The organism is Stenotrophomonas sp. pho (assembly GCF_006228405.1).
GTDB lineage: Bacteria > Pseudomonadota > Gammaproteobacteria > Xanthomonadales > Xanthomonadaceae > Stenotrophomonas > Stenotrophomonas sepilia.
This window is the reverse complement of sequence record NZ_CP029759.1, coordinates 157188-169426: the sequence shown is the minus strand read 5'-3', so window position 1 is coordinate 169426 and position 12239 is coordinate 157188. Positions and strand designations below refer to the sequence as shown.

The 12239-nt window shown below is 61.4% G+C and carries 9 protein-coding genes and 1 pseudogene; 1 reads left to right on the top strand and 9 read right to left on the bottom strand.

Annotated elements, in window-relative coordinates:
- Positions 1–7: 7 nt before the first annotated feature.
- From DL544_RS00760 to DL544_RS00740, 5 genes are all read right to left on the bottom strand, one after another.
- Positions 8–1240, bottom strand: a complete 1233-nt coding sequence (locus DL544_RS00760; protein ID WP_049429822.1) for an efflux RND transporter periplasmic adaptor subunit — start codon at positions 1238–1240, stop codon at positions 8–10.
- Positions 1237–2487, bottom strand: coding sequence for a TolC family protein (locus tag DL544_RS00755; RefSeq protein ID WP_107378919.1), 1251 nt, complete (start codon positions 2485–2487; stop codon positions 1237–1239). The genes DL544_RS00760 and DL544_RS00755 overlap by 4 nt, the downstream gene beginning before the upstream one ends.
- Before the next feature lie 88 nt (positions 2488–2575).
- Positions 2576–2941, bottom strand: a complete 366-nt coding sequence (locus tag DL544_RS00750) for a hypothetical protein (RefSeq protein ID WP_075075811.1) — start codon at positions 2939–2941, stop codon at positions 2576–2578.
- A 129-nt stretch (positions 2942–3070) separates the two neighbouring features.
- The gene (locus tag DL544_RS00745; RefSeq protein WP_049429823.1) at positions 3071–3721 is read right to left on the bottom strand and encodes a hypothetical protein; all 651 of its coding nucleotides are present in this window, start codon (positions 3719–3721) and stop codon (positions 3071–3073) included.
- Between the two features lie 19 nt (positions 3722–3740).
- Positions 3741–4391 carry a HupE/UreJ family protein gene (locus DL544_RS00740; protein WP_223224807.1) on the bottom strand — a complete coding sequence of 217 codons (651 nt, stop codon included), beginning with the start codon at positions 4389–4391 and terminating at the stop codon, positions 3741–3743.
- A gap of 379 nt (positions 4392–4770) precedes the next feature.
- Between DL544_RS00740 and DL544_RS00735 the strand changes: the two genes are divergently transcribed.
- Positions 4771–5094: a hypothetical protein gene (locus DL544_RS00735; protein WP_008264507.1), complete on the top strand. Its 324-nt coding sequence runs from the start codon at positions 4771–4773 to the stop codon at positions 5092–5094.
- Between the two features lie 111 nt (positions 5095–5205).
- On the opposite strand, the gene DL544_RS00730 is transcribed toward DL544_RS00735, so the two are convergent.
- The 4 genes and pseudogenes from DL544_RS00730 to DL544_RS22275 form a co-directional block, all read right to left on the bottom strand.
- Positions 5206–6540: an MFS transporter gene (locus DL544_RS00730; protein WP_033836038.1), complete on the bottom strand. Its 1335-nt coding sequence runs from the start codon at positions 6538–6540 to the stop codon at positions 5206–5208.
- A gap of 97 nt (positions 6541–6637) precedes the next feature.
- Positions 6638–9883, bottom strand: a complete 3246-nt coding sequence (locus DL544_RS00725; protein ID WP_049429824.1) for a CusA/CzcA family heavy metal efflux RND transporter — start codon at positions 9881–9883, stop codon at positions 6638–6640.
- Entirely contained in the window at positions 9883–11058 is a 1176-nt protein-coding gene (locus DL544_RS00720) for an efflux RND transporter periplasmic adaptor subunit (protein WP_049429825.1), read from the bottom strand. The genes DL544_RS00725 and DL544_RS00720 overlap by 1 nt, the downstream gene beginning before the upstream one ends.
- A pseudogene (locus DL544_RS22275) lies at positions 11059–12039 on the bottom strand (TolC family protein); the annotation flags it as partial. It abuts the gene before it with no gap.
- Positions 12040–12239: the final 200 nt, after the last annotated feature.

The window sequence follows — 12239 nt, the reverse complement described above, 5'->3', positions numbered from 1 at the left end:
TGGATCCTTAGTGGTCGTGGCTGGCGCCAGACTTCTCGATGTCTGCACGGATCAGATAGCTCTGCTCGGCGACGTACCGCGTTCCGGGCTTCAGTCCGCCAAGAACCTCTGCCCACTCGCCATCACGCTTTCCAAGCTCAAGCATGCGCACCTCATAGGTATCGCCCACCTGCGCAAATACGACGGTAAAGTCGCGAAATCGCTGGAGCCCTGACTCTTTGACGGCCAGTGGAACAGGTGTCTCGGCAATGATGACCTCGGCCGAGACAGCCATTCCTGGACGCCACTTGCCGTCACCATTGGGGATACTCACGCGCGCAACCACGCTTTGGCCGCTGCTTGCCAGCGGAAGCAGGCTTTGGAGCCTACCTTCAGTCTCCAAGGCACCCGTGGCGGAACGGATCCGCACTGCTTGACCTGGAGCGAGACGCTCGGCGTTAGTGCCCAGAGCTCGTAGATCGACCCAGACCTCTGACAGATCGGCAACGTCGAACAGTGTGTTGTCGGCGGCCACATCACCAACACTGGTGTTGCGCGCAAGAACGATGCCGCTGAAGGGAGCAATCACCGCGTAGGTGCGCATGCTGTCATTGCCTTCAACCGTCGCCAGCGTCTGCCCTGCCGAAACGCGTTGGCCCATCTCGACCGACACGCTGCGGACAATACCTGGGAATCGTGCTTTGACGGCGGCCTGGCGGCCAGTGTTGACCGCGATGTTCCCCATCAGCGTGACCGTATCGCGGATAGTGCCAGCGGTAGCCTCTTCCACCACCACACCCGCATCCTTGGCAGCGCTTGGCTCGATGGTGGTACGGCCTTCATAGGACTGATAGGACCAGGTGTGTGTCTTTCCTCCTACCACTGCGTCTGCCTTCACGTCGAAAGAATGAGGTTCCACGACCTCGCCGTTCCCTACGAGATAGTCGTTTTCGGCGGTGAAAGTGAAATCATTGACCTCACCGTCGAGGCGCTTCAACTGCATTGTTGCCTTCACCTCATTCGGTGAGATCGGCTTGTCATTTCGATAGGCGTAGAGGCGGAACTGAGGAGGCGTGTTGGTTTCATAGACGGTGACTTCAAGTGCGAAATCACCATCGCGGAGCATGCGACCGCGGTTGGGGCCGCGCTCGTAGTCGCCGGCCGCGGCGGTGGATTCTGCGGCTTCTTTCTCAACCGGCTTTTCACCGCCACAGGCGGCCAGTGCCAGCGGAAGCAACATAAGAAGGGCGTAACGATTCATGGGCGGATATCCTGGGCGGAGGCGGTGAGGCGATCTGCCTCGACCAGCAATCGGAGATAGAGTGCGGCGGACTCGACTTCGCGCTCACGAAGGTCGAACAGCGTCTTCTGCGCCTGGCTCAATGCGAGATAGGAGAATCGACCCTCCTCGAAGCCACGACGGCTCTGATTCATCGCCTGCTCCGCCTTGGGGAGCTGCCGCTCACGAACGGAGGTGACCTCCAACTGCGCTTGGCGCAGCTGTTGATAGACTCCGAACAGCTCCTGGTTGAGCTCCAACATTTGTGCTTCACGGCGTGACTTGAGCACACTCAGTTCGTAGTCGACTTCGGATACCGAGTAGGCTGATCGACGCCGGGTTCCCAAGGGAACCGAGATCGACATGACCAAGCCACTGTCCTTCGTTGCTTCAAGACGGCGAAGTCCAAATCCAACACTCACGTCAGGCTTCGCGCTGGAAACGGCGACATCGCGGCGCGCGGCAAGAATTCTGGACTGGGCATCGAAGGCACGTTGCTGTGGCGCGTTCTGAAGGCGTTCGGACAGCGTCTGGTAGTCATCCAGCGGAGGGAGGATGTTTGTATCGCCGGCGACGGTGTCGAAGTCAGCGGTGAAAGAGCCCCAGGAAGACGCAAGCGCCATGCGCGAGGCCTCCAACCGCTGGACTGCTTGATCACGCTTGAGCTCTGCATCGGCCAGGGCAATTTCAGCGGCCCTCAGGTCTGAATCCGGGTTCCGTGCCGCAGAGACCCAGCGGGCCACCTCTCGCTGAAGCGCGCGGGCCATACGAATCCGCTCTTCCGCATGCTCGACATGCTCCTGCGCCGCAAGCACGTCAATGAATCGACCAGCGGTGCGTGTGGCGATGGCCACCCGGGTCACATCAGCCTCTCGCAGGGCTGCATCCACCTCGGCGCCGCCAAGCGCTTGGCGGGCCGCCCGCTTGCCACCCAGTTCCAGAATCTTGGATACCCGGAACGTTGCCTCGGCAGCGTCCATACCTCGCACGCTGCCACTACCGGCCACGTTCTCCAGTTCTCCGCCGAGCACCAACGGGGCTGCTAAGCCCTCTCGCGCCGCACGGTTCTTTGTCGCCTCTATTTGTGCGGCATCTGCCTGCACCCTTGGGTGAGTGCCCAGAGCGCGGGCGACCGCATCCTCCAGGCGCAGCACTTCGGCGGCGTAGCCAGGAACGGCCACACCGCAGGCGCCGGCAACAGCCAGCGCCCACACACTACGGAATTTCACGGAAGCCTCCGGAAAGAAAGTCAGAACGACGCGCCGCCTTCCGCTACACGGGAGGCGCGCTCAGGCTGCTAGAGCGCAGCTAGGGTCGTCAGACGATCGGAGGTCGGAAGGGTGACGCCGGGTGCCCTGCAGGCACCCTCAGAAGTCGCAGAGCATGGACTTCACCGGCCAGCGGTAGTGAAGCCAGGTAGACGTGGGGCGTGAACAGGCTTCCAGCGAAACTCGCATCTGCCTGATGCAGTACCGCATGAGCGCCAGTGGCGTGATCCGGGTCCAGATTGTCGCCCGCACCGCCGGCATGTGAATGGCCATGATCCACCGCTGCTGCGATGTCATGTTCCAATCCGTGCAGTTCGCTGAGCTGGATCACCATCGGCCGCGCAACGACACTCAACAGCATCAGCGCAAAGAAGCTGATCCTGAGGGCAAGGCCGTGGCGGGCGGAAAGACGCATATGGGTTAGCTTAAGCGGGGCTGGCTGGGGTTGTCGAGGGGCCGAAACTGGGCGCAGCCCATCGGAAATACCGCACATAGGGCGGTGGCCGGGCCTTAAGCGCACCCGGCCACCGCTAACCGCTGCGGTTTACATCTTCTTGATCAACTCGTACTCCCCTCCGGTGCGGAGCAGAAGCGTTACGGGCTCCTCGCCCCTGTTGCGCCAGAACCATCCGTGGTTGCCGTCGAAGGCAGCCAGGAGCACCCCCTGCTTGGTGGCTTCCCCTCGACCCTTCTCATAGCTGATCGCTCGACCGCCGCCGTCTCCGTGGGTGTCGAAGTTCACGACGCCGCCTTCAACAGACCACTGGTAGCTGGCGCGCTCGCCCGCCTTCATGACGAGCTTGATCTCGGTGCCTTGGCCCGGCGCCAGGACAACCTGTTCTTCGTCCCGCCATTCAGCAGCGGTGGCCGCATTGCTCGCGGCAGGCTTCTGAGCAACTTCAACGGTCTTACGGTTCTGCGTGGACACCTGCGTCAGCAGGGCGGCTGCCTCGTCTTCGGCGGCCTTTGCGTCCATCGCAGCGTCAGCTGCCGCTTCCTCGGCAAGCTGTTCCTTGATCTCCCCCATTTCCTTCAAGCCCAGTACCCGACCAACACCAGTGGGATCGATTCCGTACTCAGATGGCATCACCACTCCAACCAGGAGGACAATGGCGATGCCGGCGGCAATTGCGGTGGTGCGTCCCAACTGGCGGCTGGTGGGGAGGTCGCCTTCGGCGGGCTTACTGTTGTACATGATGTAGTTCTCTTGAAAGTCAGGAAACGAAGTAGCCAGTGAGCTGCATGCCGATCAGAATGAATCCGGCGCAGAGCATGGCGGCATTGGCGGTGTAGGCGTGCTTGAAGAAGCTGGGCGTGCGGCGCCAGTAGCCCATTGCGATCAGAATCGCGCCAAGCGAGAGGATCTGGCCGATCTCCACGCCGACGTTGAACGCGAGCAGGTTGGGCAACAGACCATCGGGTGAGATGTCGTACTCGATGATCTTGGTTGACAGACCAAAGCCGTGGAACAGGCCGAAGATCAACGTCGCAACCTTTGTGTTTGGCTGGAAGCCGAACCAACGCTGGTAGGCGCCCAGATTGTCCAGGGCCTTGTAGACCACAGACAGACCAATGATCGCGTCGATCAGGTAGCTGTTGATGCCCACGTTGAACAGCACACCCAGCAGCATCGTTGTGGAGTGCCCGATCGCGAACAGCGTCACATACAGCGCGACATGCTTCATCCGGTACAGGAAGAACACCACGCCCAGGAGGAACAGGATGTGGTCATAGCCGGTGGCCATGTGTTTTGCGCCCAGATAGGCGAATGCGATCAGATTTACTCCAGATATTTCCTGGATGTAGCCCTTGTCGCCTTCGGCGATCGCGTGAGCCAACGCCCCGTCAGCTGTGAGTAGCAGCATGAACAGGGAAAGCAGTGCGAGTAGAGTTCGCGGCCAGTGCGACCGTAGTGGGGGTTGGAGAAGGACGCGCGAGAGCGCCCCGGATTCAGAACTGGGGATCATGATGAGGATCTACGAATGCGGTCAGCGGACCTCCGCCAAAGCTATCCGCTACGACACTGGGAACCGGCGCAACGTGCTACGAGTGCGCAGAAGGCGCGCACGGCACGTCACACGGATCACTGCGCGTAAGCGGGGTCCGGGCGGGGAACGAATGAATAATTTCTTGCAGCGACGAACGTCCAGTAAGGATTGACTGGACGGGCGCTGCCAAGCCTCTGCTCAGTGCGAGCACGAGGCCTGGGTCTCAGGCGATAGGAGGCCTGAACAGGGATGAGCGATGATGCTGAAGCTCTGCCGCTGGCTGGTGCCAGGGATGGATATCGCTCAGATCAACTCGAGCGGGTCCAGCAAGGCTGGCCAAGATGCCTACAGAAGCCGTCAGATCGGCCTGGTGCAACAGGCTGTGCAATCCAACCGCGTGTTCAAGATCACGGTCTGCGGCATCACTCACCCCAACATGGGGGTGACCATGTTCCACCGCAGCCTGCACGATGTGCTGCAAGCCGTGCAGCTCACCCAGATGATTCAGGACGGGTCGCACGAACAGACTCGCCACCAGCATCATGAAGATGCAGCTGCGCAACAGCACGCTGGTTGGTAGACGAAGGGATCGCACGGGCAAAGACTAGAGGCTTGTTCTGGCAAAGTCGATATGACAACGTCGGGCGCGAGCGGTGAAAGTGCCCTCTCGCGCCCCTTGTTCAAGTTTCCGTCATCCAGGCCAACGAGGGTGCACGTCGTCGATGACATACCGATGTGAGTGCTTGCCGTTGGAAGAAGCGTGTTCCGCCCAGTGGGGATGGTCCGCAGCCAGATCGTCGTGACCGTGGGAGATCTCGTCCGGGTCATGGGCGGGCCAGATTCTCCAGGCGAACACGAATCCGGCGATGCCGACTACTGCCAGTGCCATGATCGCCACTGGCATTCCAAACTTCGCACCCACGGCTCCAGCCAGAGGGTAGGCAATCAGCCAACACACGTGGGAGAGAGAGAACTGCGCTGCGAACAGGAATGGCAGATCGGTGGATTCCGCTGATCGCCGCAGCAGTCTGCCGCCAGGAGTCACCAGCCCCGCATAGCTCATCCCCAACAATGCCCAGCCGGCGAGCACGATGGGCCAACCTATGGAGGAGGGCGAGAGCAGCCAGGTAAGCCCGAGGGTCACAAGTACGATGCACATTGCAAGGGCTGAGGAGAGCATCACGCGCCTGTCAGCCACCCGATCGAGAACCTTGGGGAGGACAAGCGCCGTCAGCATCGAGCCGCCACCGAAAGCTGCCAGCGCCCATGCCACCTGTGACTCTGCTCCGCCGAGAACGTTGCGCACCACAACGACGGTGTTCACGAACACCATGGCGCCGCCGGCGGCCGCACACAGATTAAGGGCAAGCAACCCTTTCAGCCTGGGCGTCTTCAGGTAGATCCGCATTCCTCGAATCGCGCGGGCGTAGGGACCGTCCTTTCTTAGGGACGGAGCAACGAAGGGGAATGCAGTTGAGAACACCAAGATGGCGGATATCACGAAGCCTACGGACGTACCAGCGAACAGGCCGTGGAAGCTGATCAGCGTCAGCAGAGCAGCGGCCAACGCGGGACTCAGCAGGCTCTCCAGGTCATAGGCCAGGCGCGACAGGGACAGTGCTCGGGTGTAGTCGCGTTCCTCCTTCAGGATTTCCGGGATCGTCGACTGGAACAGAGGGGTGAAGCACGCCGAGGCCGACTGCAGCAAGGCAATGAGCAGGTACACCTGCCAGATCTGGTTGACGAACGGCAGACAAAGCGCCGCGCCCGCCCGCACCAGGTCGAGGGCAATAAGCACCGGTTTGCGTAGATTTGCCGGGACGATCGCTCCGGACAGAGGGGCCAACAGCACGTAGACAATCATCTTGATTGCCAGAGCCGTACCTAGCACAGCGCCCGCCTCAGCCCCCGCCAAGTCATAGGCCAAAAGAGAGAGCGCCACGGTAGCCAAGCCCGTGCCGATCAGCGCGATAACCTGCGCAGCGAACAGGTTCCTGAATGTTGGAAAGCGTAGGACCTCGATCATGGCTCACCTCTAGATGGAACAGTGGAAAGCGCCGCTGCCCTGCGGATCGTAATCCGATCCGCAGGGCAGGACGTGAAGCCGTGGAAGGGGCTTGCGCTCAATCGACTTCGGGTACCGGCAAGGGGTCTTCAATGCCCGCGGCCTTCCTGCGCGCAGTTCTTCGGAGTACCAGCCCGCACAGCGCAGGCAGCACGAACAGCGTCAGTACGGTTGCCGTGGCAAGACCCCCGATAACCACTGTAGCCAGTGGCTTCTGCACTTCGGCGCCCGTACCTGTTGCAATCGCCATCGGGACGAAGCCCAGGGAGGCAACCAGCGCGGTCATAAGAACCGGTCTAACGCGCTCCATTGCACCCAGTTCGACCGCCTCATCTGGCGGAAGCCCCTCGTGCAGGCGTTTCTTGATCGCGGAGATCAGAACCAGGCCGTTGAGCACCGCGACACCAGATACCGCGATGAAGCCCACAGCAGCTGAGATCGAGAAGGGGATTCCTCTCAACGCCAATGCGAAGAATCCACCGGCCAGAGCAAGTGGCACCGCAGTCAGTACCGTACCTGTCAGCAAACCGTTGCCAATCGCCATGTAGAGGACGGCTGCAATGAGAATGAAGCAGAGAGGCACAATAATCGCCAGTCGCTTCGTTGCTGCCTGCAGATTCTGGAACTGCCCGCCCCATTCGATCCAGGAACCCGTGGGCAACTGCACCTGCTGGGCAATAGCCGCCTTGGCGTCGTCAACGAAGCTACCCAGGTCACGCCCGACCACATTCGCTTCCACATAGATTCGACGTTTGCCATTGTCGCGGCTCACTTCGTTCAGACCCTGTGTGAAGCGGAAACTGACCAATTCACGAAGCGGAACAGACTGACGGCCTTCCTGACTGCCTGGCGGCAGCATAACCGGAACGGCTCCCAGTACATCGAGATCGCTGCGGTCCACACGGGGCAGACGAATCACCACGTCGAAGCGCCGATCACCTTCGAAGATCTGGCCCGCCATGCGACCTGCCAGAGCAGCAGACACTGTGTCGGCCACTTCCTTGACGGTGAGTCCGTAACGGGCGATCGCGGCCCGGTCGAACGCCATGTCAAAGGTCGGGAAGCCTCCCGTCTGCGCCACACGGACATCCGATGCGCCCGGAATCTTCTTGAGGACGGCCGCAATCTTGTCAGCGCTGCCGGCAAGCGCCGTCAGGTCTTCGCCATAGATCTTGACTGCAACGTCGCTACGAACGCCGCCGATCAGCTCATTGAAGCGCATCTCGATGGGCTGGGTGGCGTCATAGTTGTTACCAACAAGAAAGGCTGTCTTCTCTCGAATCCTCTCGATCACCTGCTCTTTGGTCTTCACTCCATCCGGCCATTGGTCCTTGGGCTTGAGGATCACGTAGTTGTCGGACGCATTGGGCGGCATGGGATCTGCGGCCAGGCTTGCGGTACCGGCCTTGGAGTACACCGTCTGTACCTCCGGCAACGTCATCAGTGCCTTCTCAAGAGGAAGGTCGATGGCGACGGACTGCTCGATCGATGTGGACGGGATGCGAACGGAGGACAGGTTGAGATTCTGCTCATCCAATGTGGGCATGAACTCCCGACCCACAAAGCCAAAGGCCACAACGCCGGCCACCAGGACGCCAAGACCACCGGCCAGGTAGGGCATGGGTTGGCGGATTGCGCTGCGAAGCATCGGCTGATAGCGGCTCTTGGTGGCAGCTACCACCCGTACTTCCTTCTCGGAAATGTGGCCCTTGAGCATGACCGCCACCATCGCCGGAACGAAAGTGAGGGAGAGCACGAATGCAGAGGCCAGCGCCAGCATCAGGGTAATGACCATCGGAGAGAACATCTTCCCCTCGACGCCCTGGAAGGTCAGGCAGGGCACGAAGACCAGGAAGATGACCGCCTGCCCATATACGGTCGGGCGGACCATCTCCTTGGACGAGGCGATCGTTTCATGCAGGCGCTCCGATAGATTGAGCGGGCGCCCAAGTGCATGCTGTCGCTCTGCCAGGCGGCGCAGTGCGTTCTCGACGATGATGACCGCGCCGTCGATGATCAGGCCAAAGTCGAGCGCACCCAGGCTCATCAGGTTGCCAGAGATCCCGAGCTTGTTCATGCCGATCGCGGTGATCAGCAGGGACAACGGAATCACCAATGCAGCAATGACAGCAGCTCGCCAGTTTCCGAGCAATGCAAACAGGATGACCACGACTAGAAGAGCGCCTTCGGCCAGGTTCTTGGCGACGGTCTTGATCGTTGCGACAACCAGCTGGGATCGGTCCAAGGTGGGAACAATCGTCACGCCCGGCGGCATGGTCTTGCCGATCTCCTGCAGCTTGTCACCCACCGCCGCCGCCACAGTTCGGCTGTTGGCGCCAACCAGCATGAGTGCACTGCCGACGACAGTCTCGTATCCATTGCGGCTGGCAGCACCGCGGCGGAGCTCACCGTCAACGACCACACGTGCGACGTCACCCACCGTTACGGGAACTCCGTTGCGATTGCCCACAACGGCACGGGCAATCTCGTCCACGGAGCGGATGCGGGCGTCTGCGCGCACCAGATAGGACTCGCCCGACCTCTGGATGTAGTCTGCTCCGACCGACAGATTGGCATCCTGCAACGCGTCGGCCAGGTCGGTATAGGAGAACCCGTACTCCGCGAGCTTGCTCGCATTGGGCTCAACGACATACTCCTTGACGTAGCCGCCGAGGCTGTCGACGTCTGCTACGCCTGGCGTCGTGCGCAGCTGAGGCCGCACAATCCAGTCCTGGACTGTGCGCAAGTAGGCCAGACGTGCCATGTTGTCCGTCAGCCGTTCCCCTTGATCAGTCAGGAACGAACCGTCGCTTTGCCAGCCAGGCTTACCATCATTTCGCGGGGCATCTTTGCCATCTGGGTGGGTGAATTCAACGCTGTAGTGGAATACTTCGCCCAACCCGGTCGAAACCGGGCCCATCAGTGGTTCGGCACCCTCCGGCAACTGGGGCCGAGCCTGAGTCAGACGCTCGGTGACCTGTTGGCGCATGAAGTAGAGGTCTGCGCTCTCATCGAAGATCACCGTGACCTGGCTGAAGCCGTTGCGCGAGAACGACCGGGTGTTCGCGACGCCCCGAAGTCCTGCCATCGCGGTCTCGATCGGGTAGGTAACGCGCTTCTCGACCTCCACTGGACTCAGCGTCGGGATGACGGTGTTGATCTGGACCTGCTTGTTCGTGATATCCGGAGTCACGTCGATCGGTAGCAGGTTCAGTTGCCACCCGCCGATCACCGCAATCACCAGTGTGATGAACAGAACCAGCCAGCGGTGCCGTACGGCACCCGTGAGTACTTGCTCGATCATTACTCGTCTCCGCCCGACTTTTTCATCTCGGCTTTCACCAGAAACGCATTACGGGTAGCAACCGGGGTTCCCGCAGTGACGCCAGAAAGGATCTGCGCCATACCACCGCTACGGAGGCCAATGAAGACCGGCTGTGCAGTGAACCCCTTACTGGTTCTGACGAAGAGGACGTCTTTTCCGTCGATGTTCTGGACCGCCTCTTCCGAGACAGACAGCCCCTCACCCGATCCGGAAGCGGTGACCAGCCGGACCTGCACACCGTCACCCACAACCAATCCGTTCGCCTCTGCGCTCGGGGTGATTACGACTGTGGCAGCCCTTGTCAGCCCACCTACGGCGGCAGCAACTGAACGGACCTTTCCTGAGGTGACGCTTCCGTCGGAGCGGGTAATGGACGCGCTGTCGCCGGCCTTGATCCGACCGGTGTCACCCGCACGAACGGAGGCCTGAATCTCCACGCCATTGGAACCTGTGACCCTATAAAGGGAGGCCTGCGGCTCGACGAAAGCGCCCAGAGTCACTTGCGAGCTGCTGATGGTTCCATCGATAGGGCTGATGACGTTGACGCTACCTCCTCCATCCACATTGGCGGTGCGTGCCACCAGGGCAGCGCGTTGTGCTTCTGCTTGCGCTGTGAGATAGGCGGCGCGACTCGCCTCAGCCTCTTGTCGTGCCAGCACGCCCTGTGCGAGCAACGACTCATCGCGCTTGACGTTCTTTTCGGCGAGGGAGAGGCTGGCGCTGGCCACACGAAGGTCAGCCGCAATACGGGCCCCATCAGGGCTGGCTACGCGTGCCAGCACTTCGCCCTTCTTCACCTTGTCGCCCACCTGCCGGATGACATCGGTGACGTTACCGGCCGCACGTGCCACCACGACGGCCTCACCACCGGGGATTGCCACGACCGAACCCGATGCGGTGATATTCGCCGCTACCTGAGCGGAAGTGACGGGCTCCACCGAGATCCCCGCAGCGGCAAGATACTCCTTGGGAATCGCGACTTCCTGAGCTGCCTCCGCCTCCGCCGGCGCACTGGCGCTGGCTTCGTCTTTCGCGGGGTCGACCACCGTCTCTGAAGGGGCGGATAAGCGTGCAATGCCAAATCCCGCGCCAAGCGCCAAGGTAGCCACGCCGATCATCGTCAGGGTGTTAACAGCCGGAATACTTCTCTTCATCTACATGTCTCCAAAGGCAATCTGACCGCTGGCCACGGCGAGCGATGCGTAGGCGGCAACGCGTGCGAGTCGTGCATCCACCACGCTCAGCCTCGCGTCCGTCAGCGTGCGACGGCTAAGCAGCAGCTCAACCAGTGGGGTTCTACCGGCCTCGTATCCCAAGCGCGCCATTCGGTAGGCTTCCGTGGCTGCTTCCTCTCCCTTGGAGGCAGCGATCAGTCCTCGCTTGGCGGCGTCAACACGCGCAAGCGCAGTCGCACGGTCCGCCTGGCTCTGGAGGCGTGCTGCATCCAATCGAGCACGGGCGGCGTCGCTCCGTGCTCGAGCCGCGCTGATCCCGCCGCTGTTCCGGTCAAACAATGGGATGCTCAGAGACACGCCGACGACCAATGCGTCCCCACCGGCGGCGAAGTTGCGACGGCCTGCGGTGAGGTTAAGGTCCGGTGCCCGCTTGAAGCGTTCAGTGCGCAGAACCGCATCGCTCGCATCGACGTCTGCCTTCGCAGACAGGACAGATGCCGAATCGACGTTCGCAATTGCGGGCGCAACCCACTCGCGCACCAGGAGTGACTCGGACGTGCCTGAGTAGGGTTCAGCTCTTCCCGCCAGTACTGACAGTTGCTCGAGAGCTGCAGCCGCCTCTGCCTCTCTTGAGGCGGCAATCGCTTCTGCTGAGCTCAAGCCGGCCTGGGCTTGTGCTACGCGCAGGCTGGCCTCCTTTCCTGCGTCAACCAGCGCCTGAGCTGCCTTCAGGTCGCCTCTGGCGCGATCAACATCTTCGGCAGCAATGTTGCGCCGTATCAGCCCAGCCTCGGAAGACGCGTAGGCAACAGCCAAGGCTGCGGCGAATTCGACTTGTGCCTGGTGCTGGCGAGCTTCGGCCGCCTGCAGCCCTTTCTCTCCCGCCTGGATTCGAGCCCCACGTTGGCCAAAGATCTCGAGTGGCTGGCTGATGGTGTAGGTCGTCTGCCGCTGGCTCGCGCCATTGCTGGGGGAGCGTTGAGATTCTCTGCGAGGGCATCAATGGTGGGGTTACGTAGCGCTCGCGCTTGGCGGGCTTCGCCCGCAGCGGCAGCTGTGTCGAACCCCTTTTCCTGAAGGAAGGGGGATTGGGCCCTGCTCTGCTCGAGCAACGCGCTGAAGTTCGGGGCGTCCGAGGCATAGGCCGCAGAGATACTGGT

Coding starts and splice junctions, on each gene's coding strand:
- DL544_RS00740 (WP_223224807.1), bottom strand. CDS start 4,391: ATGCTGCTACTCACAGCTGACGGGGCGTTGGCTCACGCGATCGCCGAA.
- DL544_RS00725 (WP_049429824.1), bottom strand. CDS start 9,883: ATGATCGAGCAAGTACTCACGGGTGCCGTACGGCACCGCTGGCTGGTT.
- DL544_RS00730 (WP_033836038.1), bottom strand. CDS start 6,540: ATGATCGAGGTCCTACGCTTTCCAACATTCAGGAACCTGTTCGCTGCG.
- DL544_RS00750 (WP_075075811.1), bottom strand. CDS start 2,941: ATGCGTCTTTCCGCCCGCCACGGCCTTGCCCTCAGGATCAGCTTCTTT.
- DL544_RS00735 (WP_008264507.1), top strand. CDS start 4,771: ATGATGCTGAAGCTCTGCCGCTGGCTGGTGCCAGGGATGGATATCGCT.
- DL544_RS00745 (WP_049429823.1), bottom strand. CDS start 3,721: ATGTACAACAGTAAGCCCGCCGAAGGCGACCTCCCCACCAGCCGCCAG.
- DL544_RS00760 (WP_049429822.1), bottom strand. CDS start 1,240: ATGAATCGTTACGCCCTTCTTATGTTGCTTCCGCTGGCACTGGCCGCC.
- DL544_RS00720 (WP_049429825.1), bottom strand. CDS start 11,058: ATGAAGAGAAGTATTCCGGCTGTTAACACCCTGACGATGATCGGCGTG.